Annotated in this window: 18 protein-coding genes, 1 pseudogene and 1 riboswitch; of the genes and pseudogenes, 6 read left to right on the top strand and 13 right to left on the bottom strand. The window is 59.8% G+C overall.

Annotated features, from left to right (window positions below):
- On the top strand, positions 1-445 hold a 445-nt coding region (locus tag JCM21793_RS29480), incomplete at its 5' end, for a hypothetical protein (RefSeq protein ID WP_025030683.1).
- Between the two features lie 56 nt (positions 446-501).
- On the opposite strand, the gene add is transcribed toward JCM21793_RS29480, so the two are convergent.
- From add to JCM21793_RS28285, 4 genes are all read right to left on the bottom strand, one after another.
- On the bottom strand, positions 502-1,506 hold the full coding sequence (add, locus tag JCM21793_RS13240; RefSeq protein ID WP_025030682.1) for an adenosine deaminase: 1,005 nt from the start codon (positions 1,504-1,506) through the stop codon (positions 502-504).
- A 94-nt stretch (positions 1,507-1,600) separates the two neighbouring features.
- A complete protein-coding gene (locus JCM21793_RS28295) occupies positions 1,601-2,272 on the bottom strand; it encodes a histidine phosphatase family protein (protein ID WP_155983448.1) in 672 nt (223 codons plus the stop codon).
- Between the two features lie 59 nt (positions 2,273-2,331).
- On the bottom strand, positions 2,332-3,093 hold the full coding sequence (locus JCM21793_RS28290) for an MFS transporter (protein ID WP_370671647.1): 762 nt from the start codon (positions 3,091-3,093) through the stop codon (positions 2,332-2,334).
- 26 nt (positions 3,094-3,119) lie between these two features.
- Positions 3,120-3,881, bottom strand: a complete 762-nt coding sequence (locus JCM21793_RS28285) for an MFS transporter (RefSeq protein ID WP_051556189.1) — start codon at positions 3,879-3,881, stop codon at positions 3,120-3,122.
- A 310-nt stretch (positions 3,882-4,191) separates the two neighbouring features.
- On the opposite strand from JCM21793_RS28285, the gene JCM21793_RS13225 reads away from it, so the two are divergent.
- Complete coding sequence (locus tag JCM21793_RS13225; protein WP_007007366.1) at positions 4,192-4,659, top strand: RrF2 family transcriptional regulator; 468 nt, start codon at positions 4,192-4,194, stop codon at positions 4,657-4,659.
- A gap of 516 nt (positions 4,660-5,175) precedes the next feature.
- Here the strand turns inward: JCM21793_RS13225 and JCM21793_RS13220 are convergent.
- The 9 genes from JCM21793_RS13220 to aztA form a co-directional block, all read right to left on the bottom strand.
- Complete coding sequence (locus JCM21793_RS13220; RefSeq protein ID WP_007007382.1) at positions 5,176-5,961, bottom strand: ABC transporter permease; 786 nt, start codon at positions 5,959-5,961, stop codon at positions 5,176-5,178.
- Positions 5,958-6,851: an ABC transporter permease gene (locus JCM21793_RS13215; RefSeq protein WP_025030680.1), complete on the bottom strand. Its 894-nt coding sequence runs from the start codon at positions 6,849-6,851 to the stop codon at positions 5,958-5,960. The genes JCM21793_RS13220 and JCM21793_RS13215 overlap by 4 nt, the downstream gene beginning before the upstream one ends.
- Before the next feature lie 37 nt (positions 6,852-6,888).
- The gene (locus JCM21793_RS25845; protein ID WP_244439755.1) at positions 6,889-8,196 is read right to left on the bottom strand and encodes an ABC transporter substrate-binding protein; all 1,308 of its coding nucleotides are present in this window, start codon (positions 8,194-8,196) and stop codon (positions 6,889-6,891) included.
- Entirely contained in the window at positions 8,130-8,378 is a 249-nt protein-coding gene (locus tag JCM21793_RS30325; RefSeq protein WP_244439754.1) for a hypothetical protein, read from the bottom strand. Before JCM21793_RS30325 ends, JCM21793_RS25845 begins: the two co-directional genes overlap by 67 nt.
- Before the next feature lies 1 nt (position 8,379).
- Positions 8,380-9,090 carry a (2Fe-2S) ferredoxin domain-containing protein gene (locus JCM21793_RS13205; protein WP_370671646.1) on the bottom strand — a complete coding sequence of 237 codons (711 nt, stop codon included), beginning with the start codon at positions 9,088-9,090 and terminating at the stop codon, positions 8,380-8,382.
- A 229-nt stretch (positions 9,091-9,319) separates the two neighbouring features.
- Positions 9,320-9,530: riboswitch (cobalamin riboswitch) on the bottom strand.
- 265 nt (positions 9,531-9,795) lie between these two features.
- Positions 9,796-11,628 carry a ZinT/AdcA family metal-binding protein gene (locus JCM21793_RS13200; protein ID WP_025030678.1) on the bottom strand — a complete coding sequence of 611 codons (1,833 nt, stop codon included), beginning with the start codon at positions 11,626-11,628 and terminating at the stop codon, positions 9,796-9,798.
- A 68-nt stretch (positions 11,629-11,696) separates the two neighbouring features.
- Positions 11,697-12,632 carry a zinc ABC transporter substrate-binding protein AztC gene (aztC, locus tag JCM21793_RS13195; protein ID WP_025030677.1) on the bottom strand — a complete coding sequence of 312 codons (936 nt, stop codon included), beginning with the start codon at positions 12,630-12,632 and terminating at the stop codon, positions 11,697-11,699.
- A gap of 16 nt (positions 12,633-12,648) precedes the next feature.
- A complete protein-coding gene (aztB, locus tag JCM21793_RS13190; protein ID WP_007007387.1) occupies positions 12,649-13,527 on the bottom strand; it encodes a zinc ABC transporter permease AztB in 879 nt (292 codons plus the stop codon).
- Positions 13,524-14,321, bottom strand: coding sequence for a zinc ABC transporter ATP-binding protein AztA (gene aztA, locus JCM21793_RS28765; RefSeq protein WP_081784714.1), 798 nt, complete (start codon positions 14,319-14,321; stop codon positions 13,524-13,526). Before aztA ends, aztB begins: the two co-directional genes overlap by 4 nt.
- A 107-nt stretch (positions 14,322-14,428) precedes the next feature.
- On the opposite strand from aztA, the gene JCM21793_RS13180 reads away from it, so the two are divergent.
- The 4 genes and pseudogenes from JCM21793_RS13180 (at position 14,429) to JCM21793_RS13165 (ending at position 17,281) form a co-directional block, all read left to right on the top strand.
- Positions 14,429-14,857, top strand: a complete 429-nt coding sequence (locus tag JCM21793_RS13180; RefSeq protein WP_025030675.1) for a Fur family transcriptional regulator — start codon at positions 14,429-14,431, stop codon at positions 14,855-14,857.
- Positions 14,858-14,879: 22 nt separating this feature from the next.
- Positions 14,880-16,121 carry a CobW family GTP-binding protein gene (locus tag JCM21793_RS13175; protein WP_025030674.1) on the top strand — a complete coding sequence of 414 codons (1,242 nt, stop codon included), beginning with the start codon at positions 14,880-14,882 and terminating at the stop codon, positions 16,119-16,121.
- A gap of 15 nt (positions 16,122-16,136) precedes the next feature.
- A pseudogene (locus JCM21793_RS25840) lies at positions 16,137-17,004 on the top strand (CobW family GTP-binding protein).
- 7 nt (positions 17,005-17,011) lie between these two features.
- Positions 17,012-17,281 carry a hypothetical protein gene (locus JCM21793_RS13165; protein WP_051556188.1) on the top strand — a complete coding sequence of 90 codons (270 nt, stop codon included), beginning with the start codon at positions 17,012-17,014 and terminating at the stop codon, positions 17,279-17,281.
- Positions 17,282-17,310: the final 29 nt, after the last annotated feature.

Raw genomic sequence — 17,310 nt, 5'->3', positions numbered from 1 at the left:
CCGCAAGCTCGCCAGCAGGGCGCGGCTCCACATCCACCAGGCCCGGCCCCGCTTCAGCGCCACCAAAGAGGAAGGGCGAGCGCTGGCCGCCGCCTTCTACACGGCATCCCGAACCGGCGACATGCAGGCCCTGAACGGCCTTCTGACGAAGGACGTAGTGATCTATACGGATGGTGGCGGTCGGATTGCAGCCCCCACATCTCCGTTGACCGGGATCAATGCCGCCCTGAAATTTTTCAGGGGGCTGGCCCGCTACTTTGCACGGTCGCCATCGCGCCTCGTCCGCTATGCCACAATCGACGGCCTGCCCGGCTTCATCACAATCGAGGCCGGCGGCATCGTCCAGACTTCAGCCATTCTGGTCAATGACGGCAGGATCGCGGCAATCTATGTAACACGAAACCCGGAAAAACTACATCACCTCCCTCGATGCGGCCCTCATTGACAGCCCGAACAGCATGCCTGAAACGAATGGCAGCAGCAGATGCCGCCACAGTCACGCTATTCGCTCATCTGATCCGAGGCATTGATGAGTTGGCTTGATCGTTCTCTATCCATGAAGGCCGAGCGAAATGCGTTGCGTTGAACCAGAGCAAGTGTCGCTTCGTCGAGAACGCCCGCTTCGTGCAAAATTCTGTAATGCTCACTTAGATAGCCGTTGAAATATGCAGGATCATCCGTGTGGATGGACACATTCAGGCCGCGGTCGAGCAACCTTAGAAAATTATGCTCCGCGAGCTCGCGAAACACTTTGAGATGAATGTTGGACAACGGGCAAACCGTAAGGGGCGTAGCCGTTTCCGCCAGCCGCTCGACCAGCCTATCGTCGACCTCACACTGCACTCCGTGATCGATGCGATCGACCTGCAATATGTCGATGGCTTGCCAGATGTAGTCAGCGGGGCCTTCTTCGCCGGCATGCGCGACCGCCTTCCATCCCATGGTTCGTGCATAGGCGAAGCACTCCTCAAAGAGGCCCGGCGGATAGCCCAGTTCTGCACCGTGCAGCCCGATGGCGAGCACGTCGTCCCGATAGGTCCTGGCGTATTTCTTGAGCATGGCGAGCGCCTCGCCGACCGGGCGATGCCGCAGGCAGGCCAGTATCGGCCCGCCTGTGATTCCGAAATCGCGATAGGCATCCTTGAAGGCCGATATGATACCATTGAACGCTGCTTCATAGGGCACGCCGCGTTGCGCCGGGCCCTGCGGGGAAAACGCCATCTCTGCATGGACGATATTGTCTTCCGCAGCACGCTTCAGATACCCGAAGGCGATCTCGTAAATGTCTTCCTCGGTCTGAATGGTTGCCGAATTACGCCCCATTACAGAAACGAAGTCATTGAGGCCGTCGAAGGTGTATCCGGTTCTCAGCCTCTCCAGCGTTTCCTGTTCGAGCTTCACATTGTTGCGAGACGCAAACCGGATAACCTGTTCAGGCTCAAGACAGCCTTCAAGGTGGACGTGCAGCTCCGTTTTGGGAATTTGCTTGAATATGTCAGCGTTCATTGTCAGCGTGTGCTCTGCGTGCGGATTCTGGTTGATGGGACGATTTACCAAACTCCGGAGCGCCCCTTTTGCTGCAGCGATGCAGAAGGGCGCGTCAATTGTGTTTGGGTTCGGCGTCCATGCGCCCAGAGTGCATTGTCGCGTCGATTATGACGTCGTTCCAACCGTTGGCGGGTACGACGCCAAGAAACTCTGGTTTACCGTCGGAAACAGAAAACACCGCAGTGTCGCCTTCGGCCAGGTGCCCGCCCAGCGCGGCAGAGTATGTGCCCAAGTGGGTAACAAGGACCGTGTTTTGCTCTTGGCGCGTTCCTTCCAGGATCAAAGCCTCAAAGGTGCTCCGCACGGTGTCGGGGTCTGTTCCCCTGCCAAAGAGTGCCTCGTTGGCTTCAACCCGGCCAAACATCAGACGGGCGGTTTCAAGGGTGCGGCACATGGGGCTCGCGAAAACATTTCCGACAGGAAGGTTCAGAAAGCGGATGACCGCGCCGTTTTCCATGGCATTCGCGTGGCCTGCGACGGAGAGATTGCGCTGGGTTTCGCAACTTCCGATCTCAAACTCACGATCATCCGGAATGAAGGCGTTTGTTCTCTCATGACGAACCACAAGAACATGCCCGCCCGACTTGAGGCGTTCAATCAGAGCCGCAGTTTCAGGCTTGAGGTGCTGGTGCGACATTCCTTGTTTCTGGGCGGCAAGTGATGAAGCCGCTGTTGCCAGGAAGAAGAATGAGACTGACAGGATCCTGAGTGTACGGGAAGTCATATATGATTGTCCTTCTGTAGGGGAGGAAGGCCAGCCGGCCTTTTTTTGAACCAGAGAGATCACGGGCGTGACCGGTCAGGGCTTTTGTGGGCCTCGAAAGAAGCATCACTGCTGCTTTCCTTCAGGGCGGCACGCAGCGAGATCGCGATCAGCCCCGCATAGATGGCGATCGGCAACCAGAGCACGTTCTGAAATGCCGACACATGGAGTTGCGGGGCGTCTGCCTGCGTCAGAGACGAGAAATAGATCTGTCCGAGGATGGCGATGCCGAGGGCAATACCAACCTGTTGAAGTGCCTGTAACGCTCCGGAACCTGCACCGGCATCTGATGCTTCAACTTCACGCAGGATGGACTGAAACAGAGCAACGATCGCTGTTCCTGCACCGGCGCCGATTAACGTCAAAGGTCCCCACAACACCAGAGGCCAGGCTTCAAGGGCAATGAGCCTTTGCATCAACAGCATTCCCAAAAACAATGCTGCAAATCCAAACAGAATACGTTTCTGCAGATGCCGCGCTCCCAGTCGGCCGGTCGACAGAGACGCGGCCATGGCGGCGAGCGGGTGAGCCGCAAGTATCAGCCCTGCACTGGCAGGCGAGTGTTCCAAGCCTGTCTGCAACACGATTGCAAGGATTACGACCGAACCGGCCAGCCCCGAGAAGAGCAGTGTTGTTTTGGCCAGTCCCGATAGAAATCGGGGGCTTTGAAGGAGGTTCGCCGGCACCAATTGCGACCGGCCGCGTTCGGCCAGCTTGTGTTGCCGCCCCCAGAACAACGCAAGAAGTACAAGAGAGATGACAAAGAGTACCAATATCTCCAGCGGCCATCCCCTGCTGCGCCCCTCGATTAAAGGTACATCAGGGCAATTGTCCCACCAGCAAAAAGCACAGCACCAAGCCAGTCGGGTTTGCGGGTTTCGGCCTCCGGTAGAGGTTTCAGGGTAAATAAGACCCCAAAGAAAGAGATTGCACCGATGGGTAGGTTGATCAGGAAGATCATGCGCCACCCAAGGCCGAAGAAATCAGCAGAGATGATCGCTCCTCCAATCAACGGTCCTGCCAGCGCTCCAAGGCTGCTGACCATTGCGAGGTAGCCGATGGCTTTGCCCTTCTCGTGCACAGGAAAGGTTGCGTGCACGATGGCCAAAACCTGTGGGAGCATGATTGCGGCCGAAAGCCCCTTGAACAGGCGCGCGGCGATGAGTGTTTCCATGTTCGGCGCCAGGCCACACAGCGCCGAGCTTGCGAGAAATCCAGCGAGCCCCCACAGGAACAGTTTACGGCGTCCAAACACGTCGCCGAAGCGGCCGAACGGCAAAAGTCCTCCCGCAAAGGCCAGTACATAGCTCACAAGAACCCATTGAATTGCGGTGTCGGTCGCATTGAACTCGGCCTGTATCGAGGGCAAGGCCAAATTCACAATTGTAGTGTCGAGCAGGTTTATGAAAGCCGCGCCAAACAGAAAGCATGCTGCCTGCCAATGCCGTTGGAGCGACAGCATTGTCTTCGATCTCAGGGCCTGCTCCCCTGCCTCCTGATCTGCTTCCGGATGAACGAAGCCTTTCCGCGAGGCCTGAGCAGGTTTTTGAGAAACCTTGGCGGAGGTCATTTGTGTATCCTTTTCGAGCAGGGCTGGTCGGTCGGCGATGGAAACAAGGCGCGGTCAGAACTTGCACCCAGGGGCGGATGTCGTATTTTGTAATTCTATGAGTTACATTATAGCCACCTCCCCGCGAGCTCAAGAACTTTCATTGTTACAATTCTTCTGATGTGATAGAGCCAGGCCCAGGATAGCCATGCGTCTGTTCGGGCACGTAGGAAGAGTCTAAATCATTGTCGGAGCATCGACGTATCCGGAATGTGGATTCGACGTTTCGGTCCGATACTCTGCAGACATTCAACGACCGGTGAGGACCGACGTGCCGCGCGACAACAGGATATCTCGTCTTCTGCATGTTCTTATCCATATGGATCGGCATGTAGAGCGCCCGACTTCGGAACAGATTTCCAAGATGCTCGGGACCAACCCCGTGGTGGTGCGCCGCATGATGTCCGGGCTTCGCTCGGCGGGTATCGTGTCCGCCGAACGCGGGCAAAACGGCGGCTGGGTCCTGAATAGATCCTTGTCCAGGCTGACGCTGTTGGATGTCTATGAGGCGCTGGGTGCACCGTCACTCTTCAACGTTGGCCCAGGCAGGGAGAAGGCTGAGTGCTATGTGGAGCAGGCCGTTGACCAACGTGTGAAGGCAACTCTGGAGAGGGCTGAGGCCCACATCAGGCAACAGTTTTCAGAGATCACGGTCGAAGACATCGCCAGGGATTTTGAGAGCCGGATGGCCTCGGAAGCACCGGCGCGCCCAGCCTCGTTTCGATGTTCGCACCGGTGACTCTTCTGGACAGGCGAGGAACCTTGCCCCGGAGGGAGCGCAATATCTCAGCCATCAACGCCCCCGTTTCACCGATAAGTCTGCGACACAAAGAACGCGCGACTTCTCAACTGGTTCAAGGGTAAATCGAATACGCGTTTGTTGCCGAGCATTGTCGATCATCAGGGCCTGAATTGCCCCCGGAATTTGTGGACGCCTTCTTCACTAATTTTGAGGGAATGAGGCCCTGATGGGCACTCGCAATTTCAGCGATGCGTTCAAGCGCGATGCTGTCGCGAAGATTACCGAGTGGGGCTATCCGGTTGCGAATGTGTTGAGCTTGTACCGTGCGCGGCGATTGTTCGAAGTCGCCAGACGAATGCCCTTAGCTTAGCTTCGCAGACGTGATGCAGATTTCAAGACTGAAAGTATCGTTTCGGTCCTGCTCTGCCCCCATTTCGGTCGCGCAGGTATAGGCACCCGTTGCTCGAAAACGGACACTGGCCGAGCGCGAGAGCGGCTGTTGTATAGGCCAGTTCACCGGGCTTCATGAGGTCGTACGTCGTCGAAGGCCATGTTGATCAGAGTTGCCATCGATGCGATTGCCAGACCGGGCCAGATCATCAGCATGGGGTCATCGAAAATGAACATCCGATATTCGAACAGCATGGAACCCCAGTCGGGTTTCGACGGGTCTGCTCCCAGTCCGATGAAGGCAAGCGAAGCATAATTCACCACCGATTGTCCGGCATTGCTGCCCACATGGGTGAACATGATCGGCAGCGTGTCGGGCAGTACGTGCCGCACCACCAATCGTGGCGTATCAGCGCCCAGTGCCTGGGCCGCCTGCACATAGGACAGGGCCAGTGTGCGGTGGGTCAATGAATTGGCGAGTAGGGCGTAAGGTCCGATCCCTGCGAGCCCAAGCGCCAATCCAGCGGACAAAGGCGAGAGCCCGAAGATTGCGGCAGCCGTCAGGGCCCAGATCAAGGTTGGCACCACGATGAACAGTTCGCAGAAGCGCAGCATCAACCGTTCGGTCCCGCCGCCCAGGATCGCTGCAAATGTCCCCAGGAGCGATCCGCCGAGAAAGCCGACAGTGCCTACAGCGAGTACCACCAGAGCCGTGCGCCAGCCGGCGACAAACATGCGCGAGGCGATATCTCGGCCAAGGTTGTCGGTACCGAGAAGGTGTTCAGTCGACGGACGCTGATGACGAGACAGGATGTCTACCGCGTCGGGGTCGTGCGGCTGCCAGAAGCCTCCCGCCAGCAGGGAGATGGCGAACACGAAAAGCAGCGTGAAAACTACTGTGCGCCTCATGCCGAGCGCGGGTCCAGCCGTCGCATCGTGAGTTCCATCGCAGCGTTCATGGTCAACATCCAGACGGCGACAGTCATGATGTAGGCAAGCAGAGCGGAATAGTCGCGCGCGCTGATGGACTGCACCAGAAACTGGCTGACACCCGGCAGACCGAACAGCACTTCCAGCGTTGCCGTCGTGCCGATCGCCCAGCCTGCCTCGGAGCGCACTGCCGACAGCATTGCATAGAGCGCGCTGCAATGGCAGTGATGCCACATTGCCTGCCTACGGGTCAGTCCCTTGGCGATAGCGGTGCGGAAGTAGGGTTGCCCGGTCTGTTCAAGCATGTCGCGCCGGTAGATGCGCGCAAACAGACCAATTGAATGCAGTGCGATGAGGACGATTGCCAGCGCATAAATCGATGGCCCGCCCGAAAACGGTCGTATGAGCTGAAATTTGACGCCAAGCACCCAGATCAGGAGCAGTCCGAGCCAGAAGGCAGGCACCGCCTGCACGCTGATTGCGAGGCCGCGGCTGAAACGGTCAGCAATGCCCCGCGGCCGCAGAGCGGCAGCGAAGCCCAACGGCACCGCCAGTACCCCCGCGAGCACCAGGCCGGAAATGCCGAGCGTAAGCGAGAGTGGCAGGCGTTTCATGAATTCGTCAAAGACAGGCTCCCCGGTGCGGAACGAGCGCCCCCAGTCGCCGGTGACGAAGCCCGCGAGCCAGTTGAAATAGCGCTGTGCCAGCGGCTGATCGAGCCCCCATTCGGCGCGCATCGCCGAGACCGTTGCTGGATTGGCGGGCAGGTTCCACGCGCGGATGGCGATCTCGACAGGGTCGGCCGGCATCAGAGCGACAACGAGGAAGGTGAGCGCGGAGACCGCCAGTAAACTGGCGGCCGCACGCAAGCCCAATCTCAGCGTATGCTCCAGCACGCGAGTTCGTTCAGCGCGCCTCCCCCATCTCCGGTCGGAACACGTGATAGTCTGAACCCCACGGCTTGTAATTAGGCAGGCGCTGCGAGAGGCCGACATGCCAGCTCGGTGATACGAGGAAGGTTGCAGGAGCATCCCTATAAAGCTGCTCCTGCGCCTCCAGCGCAATCTCCGTGCGCTCTTCCAGCGTTCCCGCTGTCGAGAATTCGGCAATGATCGCGTCGAACGCGTCGCTCTTGTAGCGCGCATGATTGAGCGGACCATCGCTCTTCAGCATGGAATTGAAGAAATAGGCGGGGTCTCCTGCGGGCGCCGTATGCTGCGCCCAGAGCGCAATGTCGAAGTCGCCACCGGCAGCATAGTCGCCGATGTTCTCAACGACCCTGGTATCGGAGGCAATGCCGACGCGGGCGAGGGCCGCTTTGACCACCGGCATCATGGTGACAAGGTCCGGTCGCTGCGGATAGGTGACGATCAGTATGGAAAGTGTCTCGCCGTTCTTCTCCTGGATCCCGTCACTCCCGGGTGCCCAGCCGGCCTCAGCCAGTAGAGCCTTCGCCTGGTCGAGATCCGTTACGCGCGGCTCCTTCGCCGCAAAGGGGAAGTAAGGCGCAAAGGCGCCGGTGGCCCGCGAGCCTGCATTGATCGCCGCGACCAGTTCCTGGCGATCGATGGCAAGGTCGATTGCCTGTCTCACCCTGACGTCGGAAGTGAAAGGTCGTTCATTGTTGATGAAGCCGAAATACTGGTAGCCGACCGGAAAGGATTTGACCGCGAGATCTGGATTGGCTTTCAGACGCGAAAGACCTTCGGACGGCAGGCCGAAGGCAAGATCGAGTTCGCCAGCCTCAAAGGCCAGCGCCATCGTTTGCGCGTCGCCGAAACGGCGTAGGTTGATCGGTGAGCGGCTTTCCGCGCCGGGAAAATGCGGATTGGGCGTGAGTTTAAGGTTCTGGTCGACGTTGAACGCCTCCACCGCATAGGGGCCGGTGAACAGGAACGAGCCGTCATCCTTCACGGTGTAGGCCATCAGCGGCCACTCGGCGAAGAGAGCGGCGATCAGGGGAACGGGTCGCTCGGTGGTGAGCGCGAGTGTGAGATCGTCCAGCGCCTCGAACTCGATCATGCCGCCGGTGGATTTGGCTGCCGGCAGATTGGCGAAGGTGTGGTCGAAACCCTTTTTCAGCGCGGTCGCCGTGACAGGCGAGCCATCGGAGAAGAAGCGGCCTGGCGCGAGCTTGACGGTCCAGCTTAAATCGCCCGTACGCTCGGCCGTTGCGGCCAGCTCGGGTACGAGATTGCCTTCGCTGTCGACCATGAACAGTTTTTCACCGATGCATGGCTGACCAACGCCCAGCTTGAAGAGCCCTTGGTTGGGTCAATCGCGGCGGCAATGAAGGTCGCGCCAGCCTGGATGGCCTCCTGCGCAACTGCCGGCAGGGCAAGCATGCTGGAAGAAGCGATCAGCGCGGCAAGCGCTGCGCGGGTAATGTGTCTCATGTCAGTCTCCTGTTGGATCGGAATGGGTATTGTCGCGCAGGTACTGTTTGCGTCCCGTCGGGTGATAGGCGAACTCGTCGACGACGCGGTCACCGAGCAGATGCTCTTCGACGATGCGGTCGATCGCCGCCTCTGTAACGCCGCCGTAATACGTGCCCTCGGGAAACACCTGCACCACCGGGGCGAGCGCACAGGGGCCGAGGCACGTGGATTTCGCGGTCATCGTGCCGGAGCCCGACGCGCGCAGTTTGCGGCGCTGTTGCTCGTTGCGCAGATGTCCCCAGATCGCGTCCGCCCCGGCGGCGTTGCAGGCTCCGCCTTCGCAGACCAGGACGCGCCGCTTCTGTGCAGGCACCAAGGACGCCGCGGGTTTTTCTTTTTCAGGAACAATGTCGGGGGCCATGGCCGCGCCTTCGATCAAGGCGGCGAGCAAGGGTTCGAAATGCCGCTCCTGCGCAATATCGCGGGTGACGCGTATCGGTGGCCAGCCGCCGGCAGCCTCCGTCTGCCAGCGCTTTAGCGAGCGTGTCAGCCAGTTCATGAAGCCAGGCTCCATCGGCAGCACCAGCGGAACGATCAGAATGGATGTGAAACTGCGGTCACGAAGATCGAGAAGCGCCTCCCGCAGCGACGGTTGACCTTGTTCGGAAAAGCATGACGTGGCCTGCGCCACACCGGGAAGGCGCGCAGCCATGCGCGCCAGTCGCTGCATTTCAGCATACGGTGCGGCGGCAAATGCGGATTTTGCCACAAGAAGGACAGCCTGGCCTTTGAGGGAATGTCTGTCCCCCAGGTCGTATTGGCCTGTGTCCGCTGACGTTGAAGCCCGTTCCAATCAAAAACCCCCGTTGCGATGCAGACGGGGATCCGGAGACGTCGCGCGTGTTCAGTTCATGCGAACCGGACACAGCGTGCGCGCTCCTGCGGCAATCCCCGGCCACGGAACTCTATGCGGTCAGGCAGGTCTCCTGGCTCGCGGGTCATCGCTGCTTTGCCTGTCTTCCCGGCTAAAACGCCAGTGACATCGATGGCAAAGCGGCTCTCCGCTCACAGTTGCGGGTCAGCTCCGGCATTCCCCGAAAGGTCACCGGATTCCCTCTTAGCTCCCTCCCGGCAATGCCGGCAGGGAGAACCTTGACGCGGCGAAAGTCTCGAATTGTGTTCCACTTGTCAATCGCGATTGAGCCGTTTTGCTCAGCCTCCACGATCAAGGCGCCAATGCCGTCAGTCGATTGTCGGGCGCACGATGTTTGTTGGTTGAAAAGCGTTGTCCCGCGCGCCGAGGAACCTGGTCACACCGGAAGGCGGTTCGAGGGTTTGGCTGTGTCGAGCATGCAAGTCCCCTGACTTTGGGATGATCGAAAGGTTGCGCCCGGCTGGAAGCCGGGCGCGGGTTCATTGAAAGAAGCGTACCTAATCAGTGCGCGATCATCTCGTGAACGATCTCATCGGCCTTGAGAGAGGACGGATAGTAGGTCGGCCAGTTCGTCAGTTCTTCCAGAATGGCAGCACGATCGTCGCCCCAGTAGAGGTGATAGTGGTCGGTCACCTCGGGCGCGATCCTGTGATCGCTGAACTGGATGAACGCAGGCGCGTCGTCGCCGCCTTCCGTCTTCTTGAAGATGAAGCGGACGCCGCGATTGCCCTTCTCATAGGTCAGGATCTCGTAGCCGTCATAGGCGTAGTGGCCCTCAACTGGCTGGCCGTCGCGGTAGAAGGTGACAACGTCGCCCTCGATTGTGATCCGCTCGACGTCGGTCTTATAGCCCGTGTCGTAATAGGCCTTCCACTCGTCTGCGGTCTTGTCTCCGCTTTCAGCCTTGTGCTCCCAGACCGGATCAAGCGTCCCATCCTTCAGGTGCGGATAGACTGACTGCCAGTCGCCTGCATAGTCCGAGAGGGGGCGGTCCTTGATCTGGCTGTCCTCGAAATAGCCCTTGTAGACCTTCTCGTCGCCGTGATCGTGTGCGTGGTCGTGCCCCTTGTCATGAGCGTGACCGCCATCATGGCTGTGGTCGTGGCCTTCCTCTCCCTCATGAACCTTGCCGCTGCCGCCTGCGACAGCGATGTTGTAAGGCATGCCCTCGACTTTGATGGTTCCGGCTTCCTGAAGCGTATCCTTGGCAATTCGCCGAACCAGACCGGCCTTCGGATCGCTCATGACGATCTCGTCGCCAGCCATGGCGATGCGCGGGCGAGGGTCATTCCAGTGGCCATCCATCGAGTAAGGCTCGGTCACCTTTTCGCTTTTGGCGACCTTGCCATCCAGAACGTCGACCTGATGCAGTGAGCCGTCTTCTGTCAGCACATAGCCGAAGCGTGCATTGGCGGGATCGAGCGCGAAATCGATGCGCCGGAACGGGAGCTCGATGTAGCGGAAGTGCGGTTCGTCGGCAGGGTCAACCACGACCAGGCCTTTGGCCCCGTAGTTTCCAAGGAAGACCTGCATGCTCTTTGCACCGAGCAGCGTTCCCGTCTTCCCACCGGCCGGCAGGTCGCTGGCGTAGTTCAGCATCTTGAAGGTGGGTGCATCGCTCCCGGCCGTGACGGTCAGGACGCCTTCATCGCATCCCGCCGCAAGGAATGCACCGGAGAACGCTTCACCATGGATTCCGGTGCAGGTGGCAACTTCGCCGACCGGCGTTCCGTCTTCCTTGACCGTCTGCATGCCAACACGCTTGGGAGAAGCATCGCCTTCGACCGGCGCGTCCGAAGCGACCGTTGTGACCCAATGCTTGCCGATGGGGGCCGCAAAGCCGTGATGCGCGCGGGCTTGAGGCAAACGAGTGGATTCAAGTTCACCATCAGAAAGTTCGTGAGCGTCGACAATCTCGTTATACCCGCCGCGATCGAAATTGATCACCACCTTGCCGTCATGGTCGATGACGTGGAACGGGCGCGGGCCGGTCAGGCTTGCTTCGACCGCCTTGGGATCCTCAATGTCGATGTCGGAATGGTCGCCATGCGCGTGCAGCGAGATGCCGCTGTCGATGAAGTTCACGACGTCGTTGTTGGACTGCACCGCTACAATCGCCGCGCCTTCGTCAACACTATAGAGCTTGACCTGGCCAGTGGTTTCGAACGACCAGCGCTTGTCCGGTTCACCGAGGTCAAACGCGGTGATCTTGCCGGCCTCATGGTCGCCAACGAAAACGCGATAGAGCGTGACGTCTTCCTCCGCGAAAGCCACGGGGCCGGTGAGCCCCACGGTGAGGGCAAGGGTGGATACACCCAGGATAAACCGTCTCATTCATCTCTCCTTTGGTACGGTATTACGTTACAAATAAGGGGCGGATTTGCTCCCATCCTTGTGGGCATTCACTCGCCGTTGATGGCGGTCACAAGCGTCCAGACATTGTGGCGCATCATGTCGAGATAATTGGCTGCCGGGCCAGCTTCTGGCGAAAGGGCGTCGGAATAGAGCGTTCCACCGAGCGTCAATCCGGCTTCAGACGCAATCTGCTCAACCAGGCGTGCATCAGAGATGTTCTCGGCGAAAACAGCAGCGGCGCGCTTCTCTCTGATCTCGCGAATGAGTGCGGCGACATCTGCAGCCGAAGCTTCGGACTCGGTCGAGATGCCTTGGGGCGATAGGAACTGGATGCCATAATCGCGCTCGAAATAGCGGAACGCATTGTGCGCGACGACGGCGACGCGGCGATCCTCGGGAATATCTGCGATCGCCTTCTTAATGTCCGCGTCGAGTTCGATCAGTTGCTTCTGATAGGCCTCGACGTTCGCACGATAAGTGTCGCAGCCTGCCGTATCGGCCTTGCAGAATGCTTCCGCGATGTTGCGCACATAGATCTGGGCGTTCGCAACCGACTGCCAGGCGTGCGGATCATTCGGGGTGGCATGGAAGATGGCTTTGCCATCGACATAGTGATAGTGCCCGCCCTCCGGATCATTCACGATGTTGGCGCCCTTGGTCAGCACGGCCGCCTCGGCGGTCGTGCCGCTCGCCTCGACCAATCGTTCCATGAAGCCCTCGAACAGGAGTCCATTGGTCAGGACAACATCCGCCCGTGCCAGCGCGATGGCGTCGGCCGGGCGGGGCTCATAGACATGGGCATCGCTGTCCGCGCTGACCAGGGTCCGCAGTTCGATCCTGTCACCCCCAACGACCCTGGCGAAATCGCCAATGATCGAGAAGGTCGCGACGACGCCTAGTTTCCCGTCCTCGGCAGAGGCGGCGGGAACGAGCGAAGCCGAGGTAAGGCCGATGGCGCAGATAAGGGTTCTGAGAAATTTCAAGGTACGCTCCTGATTGTCAGGCGGTTCGATGGGCGGTGCGGGGAAGGCGAGACAGCAGCACGCCGCGTGGAGCCAGCAGCACCGATGCGACATAGACGGCTCCGGCTGACAGAATGATCGCCGGTCCGGAGGGCAATGATGCGTGGTAGGACAGGAGGAGGCCGGAAACGGAGGCCACAAGTCCGATGCTGATCGACACGAGACACATGGACTCGACACGGTTGACCCAGAACCGCGCTGCCGCCGAGGGAAGGATCATCAAGCCCACGGAAAGCAGCGTGCCTAGGGCCTGGAAACCGGCCACGAGATTCACGACAACGAGCCCGAGAAATACGAAATGCACTGGCGAACCGAGCTTTGAGACAGATCGCAAGAACAGTGCATCGAGGCATTCCGCAACGAGGACACGCCAGAATGCGAACAGCGCGACCAGTGTCAGGCCCGATGACAGCGCGATCAGAAGCAGCGCATCATTGTTGAGAGCGAGCACCGTCCCGAACAGCACGTGCATCAGATCAACACTTGAGCCGCGCAGCGAAACCATCAGAACGCCGAGCGACAGGGAGATCAGATAGAAGGCTGCCATCGACGCATCTTCCTTCTGGACCGTCAGGCGCGCGACCGCTCCGGCCGACAGAGCTACAACCATGCCCGCGATCAGCCCGCCGATGGTCATCGGCACGATCTGCAGGCCATAGAGCAGGAACCCGGCAGCCGCGCCTGGCAGAATGGCGTGCGCCATCGCATCGCCCGTCAGGCTCATGCGCCTCAGCATCAGGAACACACCCACCGGGCAGGCGCTGAGCGAAAGCATGACAGCGCCCGCGAGCGCGCGCTGCATGAACACGAACTCGGTGAAGGGCGCGATCAACCAGTCGATGGGCGTGCCGCTCATGCCGCCCCCCGTTTCCCATCACGGGGATCGTGGCTGTGCTCATCATATCGATGATCGTGGTGGTGGCCCGACACGCACCACGGCGCATCCTCGTCCCATGCTTCATGAAACTGGCGTGCGCGCAGAAGATTCCGCGCAGACAGGGCTTCTTGCGCCTCTCCCCAGGCTACGGGGCGGCGAGCGAGCAGCAGGGCTTCGGGAAAATGCTGCCTTACCAGATCAAGGTCGTGGACAACGACCATCACGGTGCGTTCCTCGCCGTGCCAGCGTTTGACGAGTCTGATCAGATCGGTGACCGTCCGCGCGTCGATGGCGTTGAATGGTTCGTCAAGCAGGATGAGCTCAGCATCCTGCACCAGGACGCGCGCGAACAAGGCTCTCTGCAATTGTCCACCGGACAGGGTATCGATGGGTCGATTGTCAAAACCCTCCAGCCCCACGGCCGAGAGTGCTTCACCCAGGCGCTCGCGATCTTCGGCACGATGGCGGGCAAACATGCCGCGCCGTGGCCATAGACCAAGTGAAACGAGGTCAATGACGCGCGCAGGGAAAGATCGGTCCAGTTCCGATTGCTGTGGCAAATAAGCAATGCTGACCCCCACCGCAACGGAGCAGGTCCCCGCCATCGGCTTCAGGACCCCCGCGACACCCTTCATGAGTGTCGACTTGCCAGATCCGTTGGCGCCGACGACGGCTGTCAACGAGCCCTTGCGCACCGATCCATCGAGGTGGTGGACGGCTGGATGACTATTATAGCCAAGTGTCAGGTCGTGGAAGGTCAGGCATATGGTCATTCATTCAGTCCCGGCAGAACAACCCGTCCCGCTCTCTTGACGACCGATTATGTTATGTTATGACATTCGTCAAGAAATATGTTATACTATGACGGTTGAAATCGCGAATGAGAACGGTTGATGCCCACTCCGATAGTCGGCCGAACAAGGTGCAGCATGGCCGCAATCAGAAACTTGTTCTCGACGTCCTGAAACGCGCAGACAAGCCGCTAGGAGCCTACGAGGTCCTGCGCCTGCTCCGCGACGATGGACTTCGCGCACCGCTTCAGGTCTACCGGGCACTCGAACGCCTCATTGCAGCAGGCGCCGTTCACAGGATCGAGAGCGTGAATGCCTATGCGTTGTGCTCCCATGAGCATGGCGACACCGACGGACACGCCGTCTTCACGATCTGCACCCAATGCGGTCACGCCACAGAGCTTCACGAGCCCGAACTCGACCGCCTGTTGAACAGGCTCGCCTGCGAGCAACAGTTCAGCACCAGGACGACGATGGTCGAGCTCTCAGGTGTGTGCAAAGACTGCGCCAATGACTAGAGCAAGTTGCAGTCAGGGGGAGATGCCTGAGGTCCGCAACAATGCGGAAAAGCCGGTAGACAGGGCGGAGCAGCATTCCCGTGAAACGGTGCACCGCTTCAGGATACCCGTCTTCATCCTGACCGGGTTCCTCGGGGCGGGGAAATCAACGCTTCTCAACAGTGTCCTGCGTGATCCGGCGTTTGCGCGCACCGCCGTCATCGTCAACGAGTTCGGCGATGTCGCGCTCGACCATGACCTGGTGAGCATCGGGCAAACCCAGGTGGCGCGCACAACGACCGGATGCATGTGCTGCACCTTCGGCAGCAATGTCCGGGCAGGGTTGCACGACCTGCACACGCTGGCAGCGGCCGGTGAAGTGTCGTTCGAGCGCGTTATCGTGGAAACCACTGGCCTGGCCGATCCCGCACCGATCATCAACGATCTGATCCCCGGGGGGTCTCCTGCCGTCGGCTTGCGCGACCATGTCGTTGCGCGCACCTTCGAATTGGCTGGCGTCGTGACGCTGGTTGACGTCATGACAGGTGCGACTTCAATCGAGAACCATTTCGAGGCGACCAAACAGGTCGCTTTCGCCGACCGGATCGTGCTGACCAAGACCGATCTCCTGCCCGATCCCGGGCCATCGCCCGATGTCGAGAGCTTGACCGCAATGCTGGCAAAGCACAATCCTTCTGCGCCGATCGAGGACCGCATGGCGACTGGCTTCGCTCAAGGCCGCCTTTTCGATCCCCGCGCCTATGTTCCCGCTTCGCTGGGCGATGACGTGACCGGCTGGCTGGCGCTGGACGAGGCGTTGCGCGCCGAGAACGCCAATGCACCCTCCTCGGGGCACGACGACAGGGATGGTGCTGACAGGCATGGTGGACGAATTCGCGCCTTCACGCTCACACGTGACGACCCGATCGAGCAGGTAGCATTGGACAAGTTCATGACTTTGATTAGCGCTGCGGCGGGGCCCCGCCTTCTTCGCGTCAAGGGGCTGGTCAATCTGATGGAGGATCCCGGCCGCCCTCGGGTCATTCACGTGGTGCAGCACGTTGTTTATCCGACCCTGCTGCTCCAGGCTTGGCCAAGCGACGACCATCGCACCCGCCTTGTCTTCATCACAGACGGTGTCGATCCGAAACCGGTCCATCAGCTGTTCGACGCCGCACTCGACAACCGCCCTTCACGCATCGGGCGGCTGCTCGCCGAAATGGGAGAGGGGCTGAGCCAGGCCCTTCGCTCGTCGGCATCGCGGATGACCAGAAACGCTTCCTGATAGAAGGAGCCGAACATGTCAGCCGAAACGCTCCCCACACTCGTCACCGCTCTCACCGGGTATCCCGGTGCAGGAAAAACCACTTTCCTCAACCGAAACCTCACCGAGGACTGCGGCAGACGCTACGCAGTCATCGTCAATGAATTCGGCGCGATCGGCATCGACGGCGCCCTTGTCGTCGACGCGGATGAGGAGGTGTTCCAGCTCAATAATGGCTGTGTCTGTTTTTCGGTTCGCGGAGATTTGATCCGCGTCCTCGAAGCTGATGCGTCGCGGGGATAGATTTGACGCCATCCTCGTGGAGACGACCGGCCTTGCCGATCCCGCACCCGTCGCCCAAACTTTCTTCGCCGATGGCAAAATTCGCCAGAACACGGAGCTCGATGCGATCGCGGCAGTGGTTGATACCCAACACGTCCTGCAGCAGATCGAACGTGCGCCGGAGGCGCAGGAGCAAATCGCCTTCGCCGATGTCGTCATCGTGAACAAGATCGATCTGTTCACTACGGATCAGCTTGCTCGCGTCGAGGAGTGCATCCGGCGTGTTGACGGCACGGCTTCTATCCGGCCCTCGACACGCTGCGATGTTGCACTTGAGGATGTGCTCGACCGCGGAGCGTTTGATCTGGATCGAATTCTTGGGATCGACGTGGAGTTTCTCGACGCTGGGCACCAGCCGGAGCATGACCACGATGTGAGCAGCTTCTCGCTGGAGAGTGCAGTGCCGCTCGAGGGGGGACACCAGTGCCGTTGGGCGCCGAATGAGACACGAGCCAGCCGCATGATATTCATCGGACGCAACCTGCCGCGCGATGTCATACGCAACGGTTTCATGGAGTGCCGCGCGGTCCGGCCGCTGTCGGCGCTCAGCGCTAGACTGTGATAACGTCATGCCGATGAATCTCTTCGACAATCCGTTGGCGCCGCGCCGCGCGCTCCCCCAAAAGACGCGTCAGATCAAGGGCTGGGTGCGCGAGCTGTATGACTTGAGTGATGATGCCGTTGTGGCTGTGTCCGAAATCGCATGCCGGGATGAGGGATGCCCGGACGTGGAGACAGTGATTGGCATCATGCGACCGGGTCAGAAGATCGTATCCCTGCGCGTTCATAAAGCGCTGGGCGACGTGGTCCGCGAGGACCTGCCCTTGTCCGCGATGTAGAATTCACACCTGGGTTTTGACTCCGGATC

The organism is Nitratireductor aquibiodomus NL21 = JCM 21793 (genome assembly GCF_000615975.1).
In the GTDB taxonomy this organism is placed as follows: Bacteria; Pseudomonadota; Alphaproteobacteria; order Rhizobiales; family Rhizobiaceae; genus Nitratireductor; species Nitratireductor aquibiodomus.
This window is presented reverse-complemented; position numbering and strand designations above follow the sequence as displayed.

What these genes read in the sequence shown, in the direction of transcription:
- add (WP_025030682.1), bottom strand. Translation starts at nt 1,506, where the DNA reads ATGAACGCTGACATATTCAAGCAAATTCCCAAAACGGAGCTGCACGTC.
- JCM21793_RS28295 (WP_155983448.1), bottom strand. Translation starts at nt 2,272, where the DNA reads ATGACTTCCCGTACACTCAGGATCCTGTCAGTCTCATTCTTCTTCCTG.
- JCM21793_RS28285 (WP_051556189.1), bottom strand. Translation starts at nt 3,881, where the DNA reads ATGACCTCCGCCAAGGTTTCTCAAAAACCTGCTCAGGCCTCGCGGAAA.
- JCM21793_RS13220 (WP_007007382.1), bottom strand. Translation starts at nt 5,961, where the DNA reads ATGAGGCGCACAGTAGTTTTCACGCTGCTTTTCGTGTTCGCCATCTCC.
- JCM21793_RS25845 (WP_244439755.1), bottom strand. Translation starts at nt 8,196, where the DNA reads ATGGTCGACAGCGAAGGCAATCTCGTACCCGAGCTGGCCGCAACGGCC.
- JCM21793_RS30325 (WP_244439754.1), bottom strand. Translation starts at nt 8,378, where the DNA reads ATGAGACACATTACCCGCGCAGCGCTTGCCGCGCTGATCGCTTCTTCC.
- JCM21793_RS13205 (WP_370671646.1), bottom strand. Translation starts at nt 9,090, where the DNA reads ATGCAGCGACTGGCGCGCATGGCTGCGCGCCTTCCCGGTGTGGCGCAG.
- JCM21793_RS13200 (WP_025030678.1), bottom strand. Translation starts at nt 11,628, where the DNA reads ATGAGACGGTTTATCCTGGGTGTATCCACCCTTGCCCTCACCGTGGGG.
- aztB (WP_007007387.1), bottom strand. Translation starts at nt 13,527, where the DNA reads ATGAGCGGCACGCCCATCGACTGGTTGATCGCGCCCTTCACCGAGTTC.
- aztA (WP_081784714.1), bottom strand. Translation starts at nt 14,321, where the DNA reads ATGACCATATGCCTGACCTTCCACGACCTGACACTTGGCTATAATAGT.
- JCM21793_RS13180 (WP_025030675.1), top strand. Translation starts at nt 14,429, where the DNA reads ATGAGAACGGTTGATGCCCACTCCGATAGTCGGCCGAACAAGGTGCAG.
- JCM21793_RS13175 (WP_025030674.1), top strand. Translation starts at nt 14,880, where the DNA reads ATGCCTGAGGTCCGCAACAATGCGGAAAAGCCGGTAGACAGGGCGGAG.
- JCM21793_RS13165 (WP_051556188.1), top strand. Translation starts at nt 17,012, where the DNA reads ATGCCGATGAATCTCTTCGACAATCCGTTGGCGCCGCGCCGCGCGCTC.